Below are 19,074 nucleotides of genomic sequence, written 5' to 3' on the forward strand. Positions count from 1 at the left end.
CTGCTTAGTTGAAGGCAGGAGCTGGAGCGGCGGCTAGCACCACGTTGGCCGGGGCCGGAGCAAACAGCTTGCGCAGCAGCAGGTGCGTGGGGAGGTATATCACGACCAGCAGGGTGGCCATCCAGCCCAGGAGGTAGAGCGGGTCGGGCAGCCAGGTTTGGGCTTTGGCGTCGTCGAAGCCGAAGACGTAGTTGATGTTGACCGGGATTTTGGGGTCGGGCATGATGGCGCCGGCGGGCGGGAGCAGGAAATAGGCCACCAGGCACAGGCCCCAGCCCAGGGCCGTCCACGACCACAGGGCCCGGCGGTCGTAGCCCAGGCGCTTCACCAGGAACACCAGTAAGAAAGGCAGCCAGCCGTGGAAGAAGGACAGCCCGCGCAGAAACAGCGAGCGGTTGGGGTCGAACATGTAGGCCGTCAGGCCGACGAGGTGCACGCCGAACAACTCGCCCAGGAAGTCGAGGCACCACAGGGCTTGGGGCAGCAGAATGCCCACGGCGGCCATGGAAGCCGGCAGCGCCCGCTCGGTCCAGAGGCTGATGAGGCTAAGCAGCAGGGCCACGTCGCAGAAGTACAGGAAGTTGGTGGGGCCGTAGTTGACGTAGTACACCGGCAGCAGCACGGCGATGAAAGCGGTAACCGCTAGTTTGAGCCAGAGCGGCAGGCGGGAAGCGGAGGCAGTAGTCATGAGCACGAAGGCAAAGTGAAGGCGTGAACCCAAGCTGGCGGGAAGGCTGCTGGGGAAGCCGAGGCGAAATACAGGCGCTAAACACGAAGTACCATGCTCATATTCGGGACAGTAAGACTTTGTGCGCCGCGCAGAATAGTTACAAGTAGTTGATAATTAGTGCCGAGTGTCGAGTGCGCCCGACTTTATAAGTCCACTTTATATTCGTGCCAGCACGCTGCCAAACTCGGGAGCTACCGGATATTTGCCAACTCAACAGCGCCACCCCCATGCGTGAACTCTTCAATGCCGAAGTAGTGCTGACCCGATTTCCGGGCAAAGGCGGCTGGACCTATGCGGCGGTGGGCGAGCTGCCCTTTCAGGTGAAAACGCATTTCGGCACCCTAGCCGTGAGCGGGCAGGTGGATGACGTGGTGCTGGAAGGCGCCCAACTGATGCCCATGGGCCAGGGCCGACGCTTCTTGCCGGTTAATGCTGCGCTACGCAAGCAACTGGGGAAGCAGGCCGGCGACGTGGTGCACCTGCGCTTGTACGCCGTGGAGCTGGCCCCAGCGCTGACTGTGTCGATGGCCGATTTGGTGGATTGCCTGGCCGAGATGCCGCCGGCGCTGGCGGCATTTCAGAGACTGGGGCCAGCGGCGCAGCAGCAGTGGCTGACCTGGGTGGAGCTGGCCGAAACGGACGAGGGAAAAACGGCGCGGGTGGAGCAGGCCATCGAGCGGCTGGCGCAAGGTGTGCTGGCCCCACCCAAGGCGTAGCGGGTGAGCCTACGGTTGAGGCAACTCGCGAGCGAAGGCTTTGCCACTATAATTAGTATTGGAAAATGCCGCGTACCCGTTCGTTTGGGTCCTTTGTGGAAAACTTCTATATTTTTTACTTGGCCCCCCCAAACCCATTGGGTAATTTCCGGGATTGAAAGAATCAGGTGTGCCGCTCAAGGGCGCATTTGGCACTACGCTTTCACAACTGCGCGAACGAGTTGCGGCTGAGTCTCCCCAGACTGGCCGTTTTTTATACGAAAAAACCCACGACCAAACACCACTGGTATGCTAGTAATTAAACGCGACGGGCGCCGCGAGTCCGTGAAGTTTGACAAGGTCACGGCCCGGATTGAGAAGCTGTGCTACGGCTTGAATCAGGACTTCATCTCGCCGATTGAGGTGGCCAAGAAGGTGATTGACGGCATTTATGATGGCGTGAGCACCATTGAGCTGGACAACCTGGCCGCCGAGACGGCCGCCTCGCTCACCACTCGCCACCCGGACTACGCCATTCTGGCGGCCCGCATTGCGGTGAGCAACCTGCACAAGGTGACTTCGAAGTCCTTCTCTTCGACGATGAAGCGGCTTTATACGTATGAGGACCCGAAGAATGGCGACAATGCTTCGCTGCTGGCCACGGACGTGTGGGAGGTGATTCATAAGAATGCCCACACCCTGGACTCGGCCATTATTTATGACCGGGACTACAACTACGACTTCTTTGGCTTTAAGACGCTGGAGCGGAGCTACCTGCTGCGCCTGGAGGGCAAGGTGGTGGAGCGGCCCCAACACATGCTGATGCGCGTGTCGGTGGGCATCCACAAGGAGGATATTGACTCGGTTATCAAAACCTACAATCTGCTGAGTGAGCGGTGGTTTACCCACGCCACGCCTACGCTGTTCAACGCGGGCACGCCGAAGCCACAGATGTCGAGCTGCTTCCTGCTCACGATGAAGGACGACTCGATTGACGGCATTTACGACACGCTGAAGAACTGCGCGCTGATTTCGCAGAGCGCCGGTGGCATCGGGCTTTCGGTGAGCAATGTGCGGGCCACAGGCTCCTACATCAAGGGCACGAACGGCAATTCCAACGGGCTGGTGCCCATGCTGAAAGTGTTCAACGACACGGCCCGCTACGTGGACCAGGGCGGCGGGAAGCGCAAGGGCGCCTTCGCCATTTACCTGGAGCCCTGGCACGCCGACGTGTTCGAATTCCTCGACCTGAAGAAGAACCACGGCAAGGAGGAAATGCGCGCCCGCGACTTGTTTTACGCCCTCTGGACGCCCGATTTGTTCATGAAACGCGTGGAGGAAAACGGCGACTGGACGCTGATGTGCCCCCACGAATGCCCCGGCCTGGAAAATTCCTGGGGCCCGGAGTTCGAGAAGCTGTACATGAAGTATGAGCGCGAGGGCCGCGGCCGCCGCACCATCAAGGCGCAGGAGCTGTGGTTTGCCATCCTGGAAAGCCAGACCGAGACGGGCACGCCCTACATGCTGTTTAAGGACGCGGCCAACGGCAAGTCGAACCAGCAAAACCTGGGCACGATTAAGTCGAGCAACCTCTGCACCGAGATTATTGAGTACACCGACGCCGACGAAATTGCGGTGTGCAACCTGGCCTCGCTGGCGCTGCCCCGCTACCTCGTGACCGACGCGGCCGGCAACACCACCTTCGACCACCAGAAGCTGTACGAGGTGACCTACCAGGCGACGGTGAACCTGAACAAGGTGATTGACGTGAACTACTACCCGGTGCCCGAAACGCAGAAGTCGAACTTCCGCCACCGGCCCATCGGGCTGGGCGTGCAGGGCCTGGCCGATACGTTCATTGCCCTGCGCATGCCCTTCGAGAGCGACGAAGCCTCGGGCCTGAACAAGGACATTTTCGAAACCATCTACTTCGCGGCCATGACGGCCTCGAAGGACCTCGCCGTGAAGGACGGGGCCTACGAAACCTTCCCCGGCTCGCCCCTGAGCCAGGGCAAGTTCCAGTTCGACCTCTGGGGCGTGACGCCCGACTCGGGCCGCTGGGACTGGGAAAGCCTGCGCGCCGAGGTGGTGAAGCATGGCGCCCGCAACTCGCTGCTGGTGGCGCCCATGCCCACGGCCAGCACCGCCCAGATTCTGGGCAACAACGAGTCGTTTGAGCCCTACACGAGCAACATTTACGTGCGCCGCGTGCTCAGCGGCGAGTTTATGGTGGTGAATAAGCACCTGCTGAAGGACCTGGTGGCCCTGGGCCTGTGGAACGACGCCATGAAGCAGGAAATCATCGCGGCCAACGGCTCGGTACAAAATATCCAGCGCATTCCGCAGCATATCAAGGACCTGTACAAGACGGTGTGGGAGATTTCGCAGCGCCGCATCATCGACCAGGCCGCCGACCGCGGCGCCTACATCTGCCAGAGCCAGAGCCTGAACCTGCACGTGCAAAACGTGAACTTCGGCAAGCTCACCAGCATGCACTTCCACGCCTGGAAGCGCGGCCTGAAAACCGGCATGTACTACCTGCGCACCAAAGCCGCCGCCGACGCCATCAAGTTCACGGTGGAAAAGCAAGCCGCCGAAACCCTGGAGCCGCTGGCCCTGGTCGAGCAGAACCAATCCGACATGGCCTGCTCCCTGGATAACCCGGACGGCTGCGAGGCCTGCGGGTCGTAAGGGAAGAGAAACAATAAATAAACAAAAGCCGCATTTCTAACTGAAATGCGGCTTTTATCTTAAAAACAAAAATGGAAGCTGAAGCAAAGTTGCCCGAGTACTCTAAGCTGTTCCTCGACTTTCCTCTTTATAATAAATTTAAAGTTGAATCAGATGGTCCGGCATGTTATTACCTGTATCACTTACTGACTTTTAATGGTAATGTTGACGCTTTTTGCCCTTCCTGTGGTAGAATGAGTACATTCCAGGGTATAGGTGCGGAGAATGTAGTGATGACTTCTGACGGCCATCGGATGGATTTAATGAGGCTAGAGCAACATGGTATGAGGATGAACATCGAGTTCTTTGAAAATAAGTCATGGCATGTAAAAATGCACTGTACTAGAATAAAGGAACATAGAATGCTGTTTAGCTTTCATATTGCCGATAGTACAATTATAAAAGTAGGCCAATATCCTTCGCAGGCGGACTTGACACTGCCCGATTTCCGCAAATACCAGCGTATTCTGAGTAAAGACAAATTTCATGAACTTAATAAAGGCATAGGCCTAGTTTCACATGGGGTCGGTATTGGTGCCTTCGTTTATCTGCGAAGAGTGTTTGAAGACTTAATTGAAGAGGCACATCAATTAGAGAAGGCTGAAGAGCACTGGGAAGAAGAACTCTATAAAGCTTCTAGAATCAAGGAGCGTATCCAACTTTTACAGCATAGACTACCTAGCTTTTTAGTTGAGCATAACTCTATGTACTCAATTCTGAGCAAGGGTATCCACGAACTTAGCGAGAAGGACTGCCTTGACTTTTTTCCTGCAATGAGGTTAAGTATAGAATTGATATTAGATGAGAAGCTCGAACGTTTCGAGAAGCAGAAGAAGATTGCAGAGGCAAAAGCTTCAATTGCTAAAATTCAAGCTCAGTTGGCGCAGGAATAACAAACTGGAGTTTGATGAAAAGGCTGGAGAGCTAAATACATTTTCGAATGTATAGAGCCAAGCTAATAAAAAAGAAGGGCCAGCATTTACTTATGCTGGCCCTTCTTTTTTATTAGCTTGGCGTTACTGAGCCCAAACTGCGCAAGTCCAACGGCCCGTATTGTCACTCTTTGCAACGTTATTCTTCCAATGTAAGGGTTGAAGGTTGCTGACGTCACTACTGCCTCCTAAAGATTTAGGATAAATGTGGTCAGCTTCCCAACCATGGTCAGAATTGCGGTTGCCATGTTCTGAATAGGAAATCCATGCTCCGCATTGGTCTTTCCGTACAAAGTTGGGGTCGTAACCTGCAACAATAGTTGCTTTGTTCCAGACGGAACGGAGTGTAGCTTCATTAAAGCTTTCACGAAGTGGGTATAAGGGTGTCATAGGATGTTTTTTGCAGATGTAAGCTGATTTGCTCAATCGGTATTATAAGTACTTATTGATATTTTAAGTTCCAGCTAGGTTAGGCAAATGCTAAAGCTTCTTTAGTATCATGCAGCCGCTGGAGCCCCGGGAGCGGCTGGTTTGGTTTTGAGGAAGCTCGCGCGGAATGGCAAGAAACACTAAGCATCGCCCAGCCGCTGCGGCGCCGGGGGCGGCTGGGTTGGGGTTGGGGGCCGTGGGGCCGCTTTCGTATCTTAGCCACATGGAAGCACCCGTTTCGGCGGCTCACCCCCGCATCACGCTCGACCCAAATATCTGCCACGGCCAGCCCACGGTGCGTGGCCTGCGCTACCCCGTGCAAAACGTGCTCGAATACCTGGCCTCCGGCATGACAGAAGCCGAAATCCTGGCCGATTATCCTGATTTGGAGGCTGAGGACCTGCGCGCCTGCCAGGCCTACGCGGCCGATATGCTGCAAGTGCGGTCCATCTTCCGGCTGGCTTCGTGAGCACCGCCGAGCCGCTGCGGTTTCTGGTCGATGCGTAGCTGCCGAAACGGTTGGCCGATTTCCTGGCCTTTCATACCGGCTGCGACTGCCTACACACCCTCGACCTGCCCGCGGCCAACCAGACGCAGGATGGCAGCATTACCCGGCTCTCGATGGCGGAGCGGCGGGTGGTCATCACCAAAGACGCGGACTTTGTGAATAGCTTCCTGCTCCACGGCCAGCCGTATAAGTTGCTGCTCGTTTCGACCGGCAACATCAGTACCACCGAGTTACTGGAGCTGTTCCGGCAGTTTCTGCCGCAGCTTACGAAGCTGTTTGCGCATCATTCCTACTTGGAATTGTCGCGCACGCTGCTGGTGACGCACCGCTAAACAGAAACGCTAAGCATCGTTCAGCCGCTGGTGCGCCGGGCGCGGCTGGGGGGCGGTTGGGTGTAGCTTTGTCGGATGCCCCTTCCCGATAAACCCTTGTTCATTGCCCCCAACAAGGTGCAGGAGTATCTATTGAACCCCGACCATCCCATTGGCGGGGCCAAGGCGAGCTTCTTCCTCGGCATTGGGTATTCGCGGCAGCACTACCAGCAGCTAATAGACGACCTGACGCTGCACGGCCACTCCGGTACGGTGACGGAAGAGAAACCTTCGCCCTATGGGACTAAATTTGTGGTAGATGGGCCACTGCTGGCGCCCAACGGGCGGCAGTATCCCATCCGAACCGTGTGGATGGAACAATCACCGGGCATCTACGTTTTGCTAATCACTGCCCACTTACTCAACCGCTGATGAAACCCTTCGCTGAATTAGACATCGTGCAATTGCAGCAAGCGCACCCTGAATGCGGCTTGCCGGCCGGTGCGTTGGGCACCGTCGTGTTGGTCCACGCCCAGGGCGAGGCCTACGAAGTAGAATTTGTGCAGCCCGACGGCCACACCCAAGCCGTGCTGACGCTCCCCGCTACGGAGGTAACCAAGCCCCTGCAACAGGCCGCGTAGCTTCTCCCTTTTTTGACCGAACAACACCCGCCACGCCTCTGCTTCTTTGGACGCACGCGCACCAGGGCGGGTTTTTGTTGGGGCAGTATCACTAAGCCGCTACGCGCCGGGGGCGGTTGGGTGGAGTTTGGGGTAGCTTGCGTGCTGAACTTTAATCCTTCGATACGCCATGATGGCAGCAGGCGGCAGCGTCTTGATTGCACTGGTCTATGCAATACTAGGCCTGCTGTTATTCCGGTCATTCTTGGGTTGGCGTCGCGCCAACACTCCAGTTGCTAAAAGCACTTATCTCATTCGGTCTGTCATCACTGGCAGCTTGCTGGTGGGATTTGCCTACAGCCAATATTCCTTTCACCAACAGGACGAGGCGAAATACATTGGAGTCTATGCTTTAACTCAGTATCCTCGTTGTCCGACGTGTGTACTTTACTTGGAGTCCGATAACCGCTACGAGGTTAGGCAAGGAACCAGTGTCAAAGAAGCAGGCCCTTGGCGCTACGAAAGCGGCGGTGACTATTGGATTGTGTACATCAACGAAACCGAGCAGCTTGGTAATGGCAAGTATTCTTATGACTTCCCAAAAAGCAGCAAAGGCGTTCGCAAGTGAGGCTGAGCTTTCCAACAACTGACGCTTCGCTAACTGCGCCGCTTTGAGCGCGGCTGGGTGGTTTGCGTCGCTATGCTTGGATGGAGCTGTTTGCGTTTCACTAAGTAGCCCCAGCCGGAGTGTAGCCAGCTCCATCCAAAACGAAAGCCGGGGCCCGTGCACCGCTGTTGGGCAGCGTACGGGCCCCGGCTTTGTGCGATTTTACCAGTAGCGGCCACTTCGCAGGAAGCAGAAACGGCCGGTCAGGTGCCGCTTCCGCTACGAGGTGTGGCGGCCGACATTAGAGGTGCTGTCGTTGGGTTGGTTGTTGCGGAACTCCTTGTCGGAGCTGTCGGCGCCCCGCTCGTCGGAGGCGTTAGCGAGAGAACCTTGGGGGCTGTGTTTTTCGGGGTCGAATTTCCCTTTCTTGGCCCCGCCGCTGTGGCCCTCCCGGCTCGGCACGTTTTCGCCGCGGGTGTTGGTGGCATCGCCGGCCACAGGGCCTTCGTGGGAACCGGAGAGCTGGCCACTTACGCCGGGGGCTTTCTTGCCCTGCTCGGGACGGTTGGGGGTTTGCTGGTCGTCTTTCATGGCGTGGGTTGGATGGGGGTAATCGGGTAGAACAGTCGGTTGTCGGCTGCTTGGGTTTTGCAGCTGATACAGGGAATGGTACGGAAGAATTTAGGCGGCAGTTCCTAGTGTTGAGCTTCACGTTGAAGCCGTTGCCGCAAAGCTGGGTAGCAAGTGGCCTGACAAACGAGCCGCGCACAACCTCCTGAATAGTCCACGCCTTGGTTGCGTAAATCTTGTGGCAATTGCCCATGCCTTACTCTTTCTGGGCCTCCATTTTCTATCTGCCGAACTCGCAAGTCACTCCGGCTTGGGCGCAGTCCTGAACTAGCAGAAGCCTTTGGAAAGGTGGCCGATGTACTGAAAGCAGCGAAGAGGGAAGCCAGGAACTGAAGGGTGTCGGCCTCAGTGACGTCAACCTGCCGCTGATGCTCCGGCGCGGGCGGGGTGGGCTGGCCTCCCCATCAACAGGGCGTGCGGTGCCACCACATAGCTTAAGCGCAGATTACGGGACCGCGCTGCCGAAGGCGAGCGTAACCATTCCGGTCTTTGGGGGTTATTGACCACCTATGGCCACTTGTAGAACGTATACGTACACTTCCGAGCTGTACGACCGGCCAGCCCTGGCGAGTAGTGCGGCGCTGGCCTGGCCGGGGGTGCGCGTCGAGCGGCACCAATTGGCCCCGATGGCGCTGCCTGCGCATTGCCACGAGCAGCACCTGCTGCTGGTGCACCAAGGGGCGCAGCCGGTGGTAGCCAGCCGGCGCAGCGGGGCCCGCGTGGAAACGGACTACTACCAGCGGGGCGACGTGGGCCTGTACCCCGGCGGAGAATACGGTCCGTTTGAGTGGAACGGCCCGGTGGACATCGTTCAGGTGCACCTCAACGCGCAAGTGCTGGAAGACCGGGCCCGCCGCGACCTGGACCTGACGCACTTTGCCCTGCGCGAGCGGTTTCGCTGCGAGGACGGGCTGCTTGCGCAGGTGGGGCAGCTGCTGCTGGCGGCGGCAGGCGGGGCGCACACGCTCGGGCAGCTCTACGCCGAGTCGCTCGCCACCACCCTGAGCTACCACCTCATCGAGCACCACGCCACGTTTGAGCGGCGCCCGGCGGGCCCGCACCGCGCCCGGTTGTCGGGCGCGGTGCTGGCCCGGCTGGATGCTTACCTGGAGGCCCACGCCGAGCAGCCCATTAAGCTGGAAGTCCTGGCCGGGTTAGCCAATTTGAGCGTGTTTCACTTTGCCCGCTGCTTCAAGCAAACCACCGGCCTCGCGCCCTACCAGTACGTGCTGAACTGGAAAATCCGGCGCGCCCGGGCGCTGCTGCGGGCGGGTGAGCTGCCGGTGGCGGCCATTGGCGATGCGCTGGGCTTTGCCTCGCCGGCCCATTTTGCCACGGCTTTCAAGCGGGCGACGGGCCAGAGCCCCCGCAATTTTCAGCGGGGCTAGCCGGCGCGTAACAAGCGCAAGAATGTGTAAGAAGAGGGCAAGAATCCGGCCGGCGGCCGGGAGGGGCCACCGGACCTTTGGGGCACTGAACACGGCCACCGAAATGCGGCTTTTACCCCCTCCCTCAACTGTATGTCAACTTCCCCTTCCGCTGCCCTGGGCCCGTACTCCGACGAGGAGCTTATCCAGCGCCTGCCCGGCTTTACCAACTGCCACGCCACCGTCAACGGGGTGCGCCTCCACTACGTGGAAGGCGGCCACGGCCCGGTGTTGGTCTGCTTGCCGGGCTGGCCGCAGACGTGGTTTTCCTACCATCCCATTGCCGCCGAGCTGGCCCGGCACTACCGCGTCCTGATTGTGGACGTTCGCGGCATGGGCAGTTCCGACAAGCCCGCCGCGGGCTACGACAAAAAGACGATGGCCCGGGACATCTACGAGTTGCTGCGCCAGCTGGGCATCGCCAAAGCCTCGCTGCTGGGCCACGACATCGGCGGAATGGTGGCCGCCAGCTTTGCGTTCAACCATCCGGAGGCCACCGAGAAGCTCGTCCTGGCCGATGGGGCCCACCCCAGCGAAGGCATGCGGCACATGCCCCTGCTGCCAGCGGCCGGCGCGTTCGCCGAAAAAATGGACGGCCAGCAGCCCTACGCCTGGTGGATGGCCTTCAACCAGGTAAAGGAATTGCCCGAGCAGCTCTTGGCCGGCCGCTTCCAGTACTTGCTGGACTACCTCTTTCCCTACGTAATGCTGGACGACAGCAAGATGCCGGCCTTCGACCGCGCCGTGTACGCCGCCGTGTACAACCAGCCCGAGAACATCCGGGCGGCCAACGCCTGGTACCAGGCGTTCAACCAGGACATCGCGGACGCCGCCACGTATGGCCGCCTCGCCATGCCGGTCCTGGGCATTGGGAGCTGCGTGTCCTACGGCTACCTGCAAATGAGCTTGCCCTACGTGGCCGAAAACGTGCAGGTAATCGGAATATTGGACAGTGGGCACTACCTGTTTGAAGAGAAGCCGGCCCACGTGCTGGAAGCGGTTTTAAGCTTTTTGCGAGAACCAAAGGCGTAGTTTCACTGGGCAAGCCACGAAAGCAGGGATGGCGCGGGCCTGTGGCCCGTGCCGACTAGTAGTGGGCCTCCGGCCCGCAGTCGTCCGCGCCATTAGGGAAAAGATGCTACTATTGTTCGATGAGTGCAGGCCGGAGGCCTGCGAATAGCGGGCACGGGCCGCAGGCCCGCGCCATCTCCTGCTTATCTTGTTCTATTCATGTCAGAGAAATACAAGACGTATGAGGGCGGGTTGTTCTTTGTGACGCTGACGGTGGTGGGCTGGATTGACGTGTTTACCCGTCCCGATTATGCCGAGTTGTTTCTGGAAAGCCTGCGGTTCTGCATCCGGCGCAAAGGACTTCGGGTGTATGCCTTTTGCATCATGCCCAGCCACGTCCACCTCATTGCCGATGTAGACGACGGCCTCTTGCTGGCCGATGTGCTGCGTGATTTGAAGAGTTTCACAGCCAAAAGCATCTACGAGCTCATCGAGACCCACCCGCAGGAAAGCCGCCGCGACTGGCTGCTGCGCCTGTTGCAATTCCATGGCCGGCCCCACGGCCAGGTGTTCAAGTTCTGGCAGGAAGGCAACCACCCCATCAGCCTGACTTCGCCGGCCTGGATGCAGCAGAAGCAGGACTACATCCACCAAAACCCGGTGCAAAGCCGGCTGTCGATGAAGCCCACCATTACCCATTCAGCAGCGCATTTCCGGATTGTGGCGTACCGCTAAGCCCCCTTTTATAAGGCCGGGCGATGGGGTGATGGCGCGGGGCTCCGCCCCGTGCCGACTAGTAGTGGGCCTCCGGCCCGCAGTCGTCCGCGCCGCTACGATATCGTTCAACGAGTGCAGGCCGGAGGCCTGCGGATGGTCGGCACGGGGCGGAGCCCCGCGCCATTTATGCGTTACTCAGTTGAACGAGGCCCGGAATTCCTGCGGCGACAGGCTGGTTTTGGTCTTGAACAGCTTGCTGAAGGACTGCAAGTGCTCGAACCCGAGGCCGTAGGCAATTTCGCTAACCGTCAGGCTGGTGGTGCATAGTTTTTCCTTGGCTTTGGCTATCAGCTGGGCGTGGATGTGCTGCTGGGTGTTTTGCCCGGTCAGGACGCGCAACAGGTTGCCGAGGTACTTGGGCGACAGGTGCAGGCGCTCGGCCACGTAGTGCACGGTGGGCAGGCCCTTTTCCAGGACATTGTCGCCGTTGAAATACGCGTGCAGCAGGGATTCCAGGCGTTCGAGCACCTCGTGATTGGCCTTTTCACGAGTGATGAACTGGCGGTCGTAGAACCGGTCGGCGTAATGCAGCAGGCTTTCCAGGTGCGACACGATAATCTGCTTGCTGAACCGGTCAATCGTGGACGCATATTCCTGCTGAATCGCGGCGACGAGGTGCAGAATGGCCGCCTCCTCCTTCGCCGAGAGAAACAAGCCTTCCTTGAGCGAATAATCCCAGAAATCGTACTGCTTGATGGTTTTGGCCAGTGGCGTATTCCACAGGAAATCAGGGTGGATGTACACCGCCCATCCTGATTTTTCCGCGTCTTCGGCCTGGCCGATGGCGGCCATGCTAAACACCTGGTTGGGCGCTAGGAAGGACATGACTCCCTCGTTAAAGTCAAACGAATGCTGCCCGTATTTCATACAGACGTTCCGCATGCGCTTGATGGAAATGCAGTAAAAATCAAAGACCATGACCGTGGGCTCCTCGCCGTACCGGTGCGGCACGGTGCCCACGTCCACCACGCTGAGCAGCGGGTGCTGGGGCTTGGGCAGATGCACAAACTCGTGAAACTCGCTTATCGTGGCGAAGCGTCTCATGCGAACTAATCGTTGGGGTAGATTTGCAGCACCAGCTTGCCCTGTACGTGCCAGGTCTGGCTTTCGCGGTGAGCGTCGGCTACTTGCACCAGCGAAAATACCTGGCTGATGAACACCTGCACTCGGCCCGCGTCAATCAGTTGAGCAATTTCTTGCAGCCACTCCCGCCGGGGCTGGTTGTTCGACAACTCGCCCGTGGCCTTCTTGTTGGCCAGGGCGGTCTGCATGGCTTCGTCGAAGGGGAAATCGACGTTGACGCTGACGAAGATGCCGCCATCTTTCAACGCGCTCACGGCTTTCGCTCGCGCCGCGTTGTCGCGCAGGGGCGAGGCTTCCAGCACCACGTCCACGTCGTGCACCCGCTCCTCCACCGGCTAGGTGCGGTAGTCCAGCACCTCGTCGGCTCCCAGGCCCTTCACATACGCCAGGTTGCCGGCCGAGGCGGTGCCGATGACGTAGGCCCCCTTGGCCTTGGCAAACTGCACGGCGAACCCCCCAACGCTGCCCGAGGCGCCCTGAATCAGGACGCGTTGGCCGGCTTGTAGCTTGCCTTGGTCGAAGAGGGCCGTCCAGGCGGTGAGGCCGGCCAGCGGCACGCTGGCCGCTTCGGTGAAACTGAGGCTCTTGGGCTTGTGGGCAAACCGGCTGGCTTTGGCCGCGCAATACTCCGCGTAGCTGCCGTCGCCGGGGAAGTTGGGCTGACCGTACACGGCGTCGCCCTTCTGAAACCCGGTTACGGCGCTGCCCACCTCTTCCACCACGCCGGCCGCGTCCCACCCAGGGTCATCGGCAAGGTCAGGTAGGCGCGCAACGCGTCGTTGCCGCCTTCCCGAATTACCCAGTCAACGGGGTTCACGCCGCTGGCATATACTTTGACGAGGATTTCGTCGGCCGCCGGCACTGGCCGCGCCACGTCTTCCACTTGCAGGACCTCCGGCCCACCAAATGCGTGAATTCTTACTGCTTTCATAAGTAAATACGTTCCGTTAGTTGATGATAGCAAAGGTCCCGGCCACTGAAGCAGCACGTTTAGCCAGAATGCCCTTTGTTTTAATCGAAATGACGAGCGGTAGGAGAGTCGGCCGCCAGCACGGCATATTGGGCGGGATAAGCTCAAGGCATGATGGCACCCTCGTTTCGCGCTTTGGACTGCACCACTGCCCGCCGGCAAGGTGGACGCAAGGGAGTTGGATGGGCACAAGCTGCTGCTCATGGATGATGTTGGGCGGGTGCGCGGGGGCTACGATGACAGCTGGGTTTACCTCGGGAGCAGCGAAAGCGAGGGCAGTAGTGCGGTTGTTTGCTCGAATCAGCAAATCATCGATGGAGGAAATACCTTAGCGCTTGCCAATGACTGCACGTTGCGGCCGTCCACCTGCATGGGCGGCCGACTAAGCCGCTGGTTGCCCATGTACACCGCTCTCCTCGCGCACATTGCCCGCTACGTGGCCCTTACCCCGGCCGAAGCCCAGCTGCTGGGCGACCACCTCACGCTGCAAACCGTGCCGCGCAAAGCCTATCTGCTGGCCGCCGGGCAAACGTGCACCGCCAGCTTCTTTGTGCTGAAAGGTTGCCTGCGCATGTATTTCATCACCGAGAAGGGCACGGAGCAAATCACGCGTTTCGCGCTCGAAAACTGGTGGCTGACCGACCACGCCAGCCTGCTGAGCCAGCGGCCGGCGCAGTCTTTCATGCAGGCCGTGGAGCCCACCACCGTGGCCGTGCTCGACCACGCCCGCCAGGAGGAGCTGCTGGCCCAGGTGCCGGCCCTGGAGCGCTACTTCCGGCTGGTGCTGGAGCGCGTGGTCGCGGCCGACCAGATGCGCTTTGTGTACCAGTTCGGGCTGTCGGCCGAGGAGCGCTACCACCACTTCAGCAGCGCGTTTCCGGGGTTTGTGCAGCGGGTGCCGCAGTACATGCTGGCCTCGTACCTGGGGTTCACGCCCGAGTTCCTGAGCAAGATTCGGGCCCGGCCCGGGGGCCACTCGGCCGGCAAGGCCGGCCCCCACGAGCCCTGAATTTCTTAATCTAGGTTAAGGAGAAGCGGGCCGGGGCAGGCGGAATTTTGTCGTGTACTCTAACCCCCACATGTTATGGACCAGCGACTCAACCTGGAGCAACTCGAGCCCAACGCCTACAAAGCCATGTACGGCCTCGTGAAATACCTGGGCACCACCCAGCTCAGCACCACCCACCACCACTTGGTTATGGTGCGGGCCTCGCAGCTCAATGGCTGCGCTTTCTGCATCGACATGCACACCCGCGAAGCCCGCGCTCACGGCGAAACCGAGCAGCGCCTCTACCTGCTCGACGCCTGGCGCGAAACCACCCTCTTCACCCCCGAAGAGCAAGCCGTGCTGGCCATGACCGAAGAAGTGACCTTTATCAGCAAGCACGTCTCGGCCGCTACCTACCAGCAGGCCGTGGCCGCCTTGGGCGAGCAGTACGTGGCCCAGGTCATCATGGCCATTGTGGCCATCAATGCCTGGAACCGCATCAGCATTGCCACCAATAAGCCGCTGCCCGCCTAGCCGGTACTACAGGAGCAAGACTGTTTCTCTCAGCCGCTGCCGCTTCGGGACGAGTTGGTTTGTGGGCTCAGGTGGCAGGACATAAAGAGGCGCAAGAATGATGACGGCGAGTTTGCGCCACGCAAAAAGCCCCGGCTGTGAGAAACAGCCGGGGCCTGTGCCACCAGAGTGGCTTACGAAATAATGACTTCGACGCGGCGGTTTTGCTGGCGCCCGTCGGGGTTGTCGCTGCCGTCGGGCTTGGTGTTGGGCGCAACGGGGTTGGCCTCGCCGTAGCCTTTCACCTGGGTTTGGCCGGGGGTACCGGAAGCGTTGGTGCGCAGCCAGTCGGCAATGGCCTGGGCCCGCTGCTGCGACAGCTTCAGGTTGTACTGGTCGTCGCCTTTGGCGTCGGTGTAGCCGTTGATTTGCACGCGGCTTTTGGTGGCTTGCTTCACCACCTGGGCCAGCTTCTCAAGCGTAGGCCGGGCCTCGGGTTTGAGGTCGGCCTTGTCGAAATCGAACAGCACGTCGGCGTTGAAATTGATGACCAGGCCCGCTGCCGTTTGCTTGCCGCCCAAGTCGCTGATGAGGCCGCTCAGGTCGCTCACGCTAGCGGTGAGGGTTTCGCCTTGGTCGGCCATGGCGGGGCGCGGGGCAGCCGGAGGCGGCGTAGCCGCGGGGGCCGCGGGTGGGGCGGGAGCACTGCTTAGGGTTTGGCCAGTGTCGGCGGTTTGGGCGGTCTGCTTGTTGTCGGAGCAGGCCGCGACTAGCAGCGCCCCGAGCAGCAGGCCGCCGGTCCACGTCGGGCGGCTCATCGCTGCACGGCTATACCATCGAAGGAACCCACTTCGGGCACCACCAGCGAGATGGTTTGGCTGGTGGCGGGCGGGGCCGGGAACTTGAACGTGGCAATGGCCGGGTTGCCCTTGCTGGTCCGGATGTGCAATTGCTTGGTGCTGCCGAACAGCGGCGTGGCCATGAAGCTGCCGTCCTGGTCTTTCAGGATGCCGTACTTTTTGGAAGTGGCGTCGTCCACGTAGTTAACCTGCTCCAGCTTCGTGAAGACGGAGGGAGTCCGGTCGGCGTCGCGCGGGATGCTGTACTGCAGTTCGACTGTGAGGATGTCGCCCCGCACCAGGGCTTTGGTGAGGGCTACTTGCGTGCCTTCGGGCCCGGGCTGCGTGTCGAGGGCCGGCTTGGCGGGCGTAGCGGCCGGCTCAGCGGCGGGGGCAGACTCGGCGCGCACCACGCCGGTTTCGGCGGGGGCGCTGGCGGGGGGCGCCGGCGCGGTAGCAACGGTGGCAGTTTCGTCGGTCGTCTTCTGGCCACAGCCAGCCAGACCCAGTAGCAAACAGCTTAACGCAATGAATGGCTTATGCATACGCGTAGGAAAGGGTGAGCCTAGAATACGCGCGGACTAGTGAGGTGGTTATCAACGGCCGGTTCGTTGTGGTGAGGCGCCGGCTGCGCAGCATCTGCAGCGGCCCCTGAAACCAGCCGTTTTGAGCCTGCTACGCCAGCACCCGCAGGCCGGCTTCGCGGTACTGCGCCAGCAGGGCGGATGCGGCGCCAGAGTCGGTCACCAAGGTTCCTACCAGCGACAAAGGCGCAAACTGGAAGTATTTGTCCTGTTCCAGTTTGCTGGCGTCGCAGAGCAGGTACACGTGGCGGGCGGCGGCAGTCGCGGCCAAGCTGATGGTGGCCTCGTGCTCGCTGTTGGCGCTGAGGCCCCGGGCCAAGGAAACGCCATCAGCGCCGATGAAGGCCTTGTCGACCTGGTAGCGCCGGAGCTGCTCGGCAGCAACCAAGCCGTGCATGGCCTGCCGCTCGGCATCCACTTCGCCCCCGGCCACCACCACTTGCACCGCCGAGCCCGCCAGTTCGAAGAGCACGGGCAGGGAATTGGTCACGACCCGCAGCTTGCGGTGGCGAATGAGCTGGCACAACGGAAACGTGGTGCTGCCGCAATCAATAAACACGGTGTCGCCGTCGGCAATTTGAGCAGCGGCCAGTCGGCAGATATGCTCCTTCTCGGCGAGGTGGGCGGTGGCTTTGCGGGCGAAGGACACGGGGTCTTTGGCCACGTGCGGCAGCACCGCCCCGCCGTGGGTGCGTACCACCAAGCCCTTGGCCGCAAGGTGCGCCAAGTCGCGCCGAATGGTGATAGGGGTGGTGCGGAGGCGCTGCGCAGCATCGGTCACTTCCAGGCTGCCGTGCTCGTCTAGCAGGGCCAGTAAATGCTGCTTTCGTAAATGAAAATTCATTGTTTATGTGTTACTTAGCTCAAGTAATCACAAATAAACAGTAATGAACATGAACGAACAAGCAGTTCTGCACAATGAACACATTCGGCTGCGCGAACAAGTGGTGTTGTCCGATAATTGGTACACCCTTCGCAAAATAACTTTCGACTACCAGCGAAAAAATGGGACCTGGGAAACGCAGTCGCGCGAGGCCTACGACCGGGGCAACGGCGCCACCATTCTGCTCCACAACCCGGCAGCCGACACGGTGGTCCTGACCCGGCAATTCCGCTTGCCCACCTTCGTCAACGGCAACCCCACGGGCCTGCTCATCGAAACCTGCGCCGGCCTGCTGGACAACGACCATCCCGACACAGCCATCATCCGGGAAACCGAAGAAGAAACTGGCTACCGCCTCACGGCCGTGGAGAAGGTGATGGAAGCCTACATGAGCCCCGGCTCGGTAACGGAACGCCTGTATTTCTACCTGGCCGAGTATTCGCCCAACACGGAGCGCCTGGCCGGGGGCGGCGTCGAAGAGGAGGAAATTGAAGTGCTGGAATTGCCCCTGCGCGAAGCCCTGGCCATGGTGGCCACCGGCGAAATCCAGGACGGCAAAACCATCATGCTGCTGCAATACCTGCGGCTGCGGCAGCTCGCAGCGTGAGGCCAGCAATGGGGCGGGGAACTGACTCGCAAGCGGTTTTCCGGAGGGCTATGCCGATAATGAGGGTTTGAGTGGAAGGCAATACCTTAGGGCCTCGTTCTTACGGTCTGGCTATGAAATTACTACTCTCGCAAACGGCCCAAACATTAAGGCGGACATTGGCCGCGCACGGCGTGTGGGCCTTGCTGGTGCAACTGGCCGCCACCCCGGCCGCCGCGCAAACGGCCCGCCGCGCCCCAGTCAACCCGCTGAACGAGTACCTGGGTACCTACGAGTACAAGAAGCCCTACGGCACGCTGCAGCTGCTGCCGAAAGACAGCCTCCTGCTGGCCGTAATTGACGAAGCCGAATACCCCTTGCGCCGCATCAAGCGCGACGTGTTTCTCAACGCTGGCAACGACACTATTCCGTTTCGGCGCGACGCGGCTGGTGCGGTGACGGGCTTTGCGGAGGCCGGCATCTTCTACAAGCGTCTGTCGTTGGCCACGGCCAAATCGCCAGCTTCTCTGTTTGCGCGGCGCCTGCCCGACGGCAGCCGGCCGCGCTACACTTACCAGCCGCCCGCCGCCACGGCCGATGGCCTGCCCACCGCCAGCCTGGCCAGCATGGGCCTGAACCCCGCCCCGCTGCAAACCATGGTGCAGGCCCTGGTAGACGAGCAGCAGTACCCCGGCGTACACAGCGTGCTGCTCTGGCACCGTGGCAAGCTGGTGCTGGAAGAATACTTCTACGGCTACGACCGCGACAAGCTCCAGCAGCTGCGCTCGGCGTCGAAAAGCTTCGTGTCGGCGCTGGTGGGGGCGGCCGTGCAGCGGCAGGCCATCAAGGGCGAGCAAGACCGGGTGCTACCCTACTTCAAGTACCCCGGCTACGCCAACCCCGACCCCCGCAAGCAGGACTGGACGGTGCAGGACTTCCTGACCATGCGCACCGGCCTCGACTGCAACGACAACGACGGGGGCAAGTCGGCGGGCAACGAGGAGAAAATGTACCCGCAGCCCGACTGGGTAAAATTTGTGCTGGACCTGCCCCTCACCAGCGACCCCGGCAAGCAGGGCTCCTACTGCTCGGGGGCGGTGGCTGTGCTGGGCAAAGCAGTGGAAAACGCCACCGGCCAACCCTTGCCGCAGTTTGCCGAAGCGAATTTGTTCAAGCCCTTAGGCATCAGCAATTACCGCTGGAATTACCGCCTCGACAACA

Annotated in this window: 25 protein-coding genes; 15 read left to right on the forward strand and 10 right to left on the reverse strand. The window is 60.2% G+C overall.

The annotated features are described in order from the left end of the window. Positions 1 to 4: 4 nt before the first annotated feature. Positions 5 to 688 carry a membrane-associated protein gene (locus VF629_RS01925; protein WP_331056754.1) on the reverse strand — a complete coding sequence of 228 codons (684 nt, stop codon included), beginning with the start codon at positions 686 to 688 and terminating at the stop codon, positions 5 to 7. A 269-nt stretch (positions 689 to 957) separates the two neighbouring features. Between VF629_RS01925 and VF629_RS01930 the strand changes: the two genes are divergently transcribed. From VF629_RS01930 to VF629_RS01940, 3 genes are all read left to right on the forward strand, one after another. Then, positions 958 to 1,446, forward strand: a complete 489-nt coding sequence (locus tag VF629_RS01930; protein WP_331056755.1) for a YdeI/OmpD-associated family protein — start codon at positions 958 to 960, stop codon at positions 1,444 to 1,446. Positions 1,447 to 1,734: 288 nt separating this feature from the next. Beyond that, positions 1,735 to 4,116, forward strand: coding sequence for a ribonucleoside-diphosphate reductase subunit alpha (locus VF629_RS01935; protein WP_331056756.1), 2,382 nt, complete (start codon positions 1,735 to 1,737; stop codon positions 4,114 to 4,116). Positions 4,117 to 4,187: 71 nt separating this feature from the next. Next, entirely contained in the window at positions 4,188 to 5,048 is an 861-nt protein-coding gene (locus VF629_RS01940) for a hypothetical protein (RefSeq protein ID WP_331056757.1), read from the forward strand. A 123-nt stretch (positions 5,049 to 5,171) separates the two neighbouring features. Here the strand turns inward: VF629_RS01940 and VF629_RS25735 are convergent, their stop codons facing one another. After that, positions 5,172 to 5,477 carry an HNH endonuclease gene (locus VF629_RS25735; protein ID WP_414653839.1) on the reverse strand — a complete coding sequence of 102 codons (306 nt, stop codon included), beginning with the start codon at positions 5,475 to 5,477 and terminating at the stop codon, positions 5,172 to 5,174. Between the two features lie 262 nt (positions 5,478 to 5,739). On the opposite strand from VF629_RS25735, the gene VF629_RS01945 reads away from it, so the two are divergent. From VF629_RS01945 to VF629_RS01965, 5 genes are all read left to right on the forward strand, one after another. Next, positions 5,740 to 5,985: a DUF433 domain-containing protein gene (locus VF629_RS01945; RefSeq protein WP_331056758.1), complete on the forward strand. Its 246-nt coding sequence runs from the start codon at positions 5,740 to 5,742 to the stop codon at positions 5,983 to 5,985. A gap of 50 nt (positions 5,986 to 6,035) precedes the next feature. Continuing rightward, positions 6,036 to 6,356: a DUF5615 family PIN-like protein gene (locus tag VF629_RS01950; RefSeq protein WP_331056759.1), complete on the forward strand. Its 321-nt coding sequence runs from the start codon at positions 6,036 to 6,038 to the stop codon at positions 6,354 to 6,356. A 75-nt stretch (positions 6,357 to 6,431) separates the two neighbouring features. After that, complete coding sequence (locus VF629_RS01955) at positions 6,432 to 6,767, forward strand: DUF6883 domain-containing protein (protein ID WP_331056760.1); 336 nt, start codon at positions 6,432 to 6,434, stop codon at positions 6,765 to 6,767. After that, positions 6,767 to 6,976: a DUF4926 domain-containing protein gene (locus tag VF629_RS01960; RefSeq protein ID WP_331056761.1), complete on the forward strand. Its 210-nt coding sequence runs from the start codon at positions 6,767 to 6,769 to the stop codon at positions 6,974 to 6,976. Before VF629_RS01955 ends, VF629_RS01960 begins: the two co-directional genes overlap by 1 nt. 169 nt (positions 6,977 to 7,145) lie before the next feature. Continuing rightward, positions 7,146 to 7,583 carry a hypothetical protein gene (locus VF629_RS01965; protein ID WP_331056762.1) on the forward strand — a complete coding sequence of 146 codons (438 nt, stop codon included), beginning with the start codon at positions 7,146 to 7,148 and terminating at the stop codon, positions 7,581 to 7,583. Between the two features lie 258 nt (positions 7,584 to 7,841). Here VF629_RS01965 and VF629_RS01970 read toward each other — a convergent pair whose 3' ends face one another. Further along, positions 7,842 to 8,153, reverse strand: a complete 312-nt coding sequence (locus VF629_RS01970; RefSeq protein ID WP_331056763.1) for a hypothetical protein — start codon at positions 8,151 to 8,153, stop codon at positions 7,842 to 7,844. Positions 8,154 to 8,701: 548 nt separating this feature from the next. Between VF629_RS01970 and VF629_RS01975 the strand changes: the two genes are divergently transcribed. The 3 genes from VF629_RS01975 to VF629_RS01985 all read left to right on the forward strand — a co-directional run bounded on the left by VF629_RS01975 (position 8,702) and on the right by VF629_RS01985 (position 11,365). Beyond that, positions 8,702 to 9,580 (forward strand): AraC family transcriptional regulator, encoded by an 879-nt coding sequence (locus VF629_RS01975; RefSeq protein WP_331056764.1) that lies wholly within the window; start codon positions 8,702 to 8,704, stop codon positions 9,578 to 9,580. A 132-nt stretch (positions 9,581 to 9,712) separates the two neighbouring features. Continuing rightward, positions 9,713 to 10,651, forward strand: coding sequence for an alpha/beta hydrolase (locus tag VF629_RS01980; protein ID WP_331056765.1), 939 nt, complete (start codon positions 9,713 to 9,715; stop codon positions 10,649 to 10,651). A 198-nt stretch (positions 10,652 to 10,849) separates the two neighbouring features. After that, complete coding sequence (locus VF629_RS01985) at positions 10,850 to 11,365, forward strand: REP-associated tyrosine transposase (protein WP_331056766.1); 516 nt, start codon at positions 10,850 to 10,852, stop codon at positions 11,363 to 11,365. A 177-nt stretch (positions 11,366 to 11,542) separates the two neighbouring features. On the opposite strand, the gene VF629_RS01990 is transcribed toward VF629_RS01985, so the two are convergent. The 4 genes from VF629_RS01990 to VF629_RS02005 are packed head-to-tail and all read right to left on the reverse strand — an operon-like array spanning position 11,543 to position 13,421. Then, complete coding sequence (locus tag VF629_RS01990; RefSeq protein WP_331056767.1) at positions 11,543 to 12,451, reverse strand: helix-turn-helix domain-containing protein; 909 nt, start codon at positions 12,449 to 12,451, stop codon at positions 11,543 to 11,545. A 5-nt stretch (positions 12,452 to 12,456) separates the two neighbouring features. Next, entirely contained in the window at positions 12,457 to 12,822 is a 366-nt protein-coding gene (locus tag VF629_RS01995; protein WP_331056768.1) for a zinc-binding dehydrogenase, read from the reverse strand. A 3-nt stretch (positions 12,823 to 12,825) separates the two neighbouring features. After that, a complete protein-coding gene (locus VF629_RS02000) occupies positions 12,826 to 13,212 on the reverse strand; it encodes an NADP-dependent oxidoreductase (protein ID WP_331056769.1) in 387 nt (128 codons plus the stop codon). Beyond that, positions 13,185 to 13,421: a hypothetical protein gene (locus tag VF629_RS02005; protein ID WP_331056770.1), complete on the reverse strand. Its 237-nt coding sequence runs from the start codon at positions 13,419 to 13,421 to the stop codon at positions 13,185 to 13,187. Before VF629_RS02005 ends, VF629_RS02000 begins: the two co-directional genes overlap by 28 nt. A 439-nt stretch (positions 13,422 to 13,860) precedes the next feature. On the opposite strand from VF629_RS02005, the gene VF629_RS02010 reads away from it, so the two are divergent. Together VF629_RS02010 and VF629_RS02015 are read left to right on the forward strand one after the other, a co-directional pair. Further along, a complete protein-coding gene (locus VF629_RS02010) occupies positions 13,861 to 14,469 on the forward strand; it encodes a Crp/Fnr family transcriptional regulator (RefSeq protein ID WP_331056771.1) in 609 nt (202 codons plus the stop codon). Positions 14,470 to 14,544: 75 nt separating this feature from the next. After that, entirely contained in the window at positions 14,545 to 14,982 is a 438-nt protein-coding gene (locus VF629_RS02015; RefSeq protein WP_331056772.1) for a carboxymuconolactone decarboxylase family protein, read from the forward strand. Between the two features lie 173 nt (positions 14,983 to 15,155). On the opposite strand, the gene VF629_RS02020 is transcribed toward VF629_RS02015, so the two are convergent. From VF629_RS02020 to VF629_RS02030, 3 genes are all read right to left on the reverse strand, one after another. Further along, positions 15,156 to 15,779 (reverse strand): OmpA family protein, encoded by a 624-nt coding sequence (locus VF629_RS02020; protein ID WP_331056773.1) that lies wholly within the window; start codon positions 15,777 to 15,779, stop codon positions 15,156 to 15,158. Next, entirely contained in the window at positions 15,776 to 16,345 is a 570-nt protein-coding gene (locus tag VF629_RS02025) for a hypothetical protein (protein WP_331056774.1), read from the reverse strand. The genes VF629_RS02020 and VF629_RS02025 overlap by 4 nt, the downstream gene beginning before the upstream one ends. Before the next feature lie 130 nt (positions 16,346 to 16,475). After that, entirely contained in the window at positions 16,476 to 17,228 is a 753-nt protein-coding gene (locus VF629_RS02030; protein ID WP_331056775.1) for a DeoR/GlpR family DNA-binding transcription regulator, read from the reverse strand. A 49-nt stretch (positions 17,229 to 17,277) separates the two neighbouring features. Here VF629_RS02030 and nudK point away from each other — a divergent pair, with 49 nt between their 5' ends. After that, positions 17,278 to 17,874 carry a GDP-mannose pyrophosphatase NudK gene (gene nudK / locus VF629_RS02035; protein ID WP_331056776.1) on the forward strand — a complete coding sequence of 199 codons (597 nt, stop codon included), beginning with the start codon at positions 17,278 to 17,280 and terminating at the stop codon, positions 17,872 to 17,874. A 113-nt stretch (positions 17,875 to 17,987) separates the two neighbouring features. After that, positions 17,988 to 19,074: serine hydrolase domain-containing protein (locus VF629_RS02040; protein WP_331056777.1), on the forward strand; the 1,087-nt coding region annotated here is incomplete at its 3' end.

Source organism: Hymenobacter sp. (assembly GCF_036388155.1).
GTDB lineage: Bacteria > Bacteroidota > Bacteroidia > Cytophagales > Hymenobacteraceae > Hymenobacter.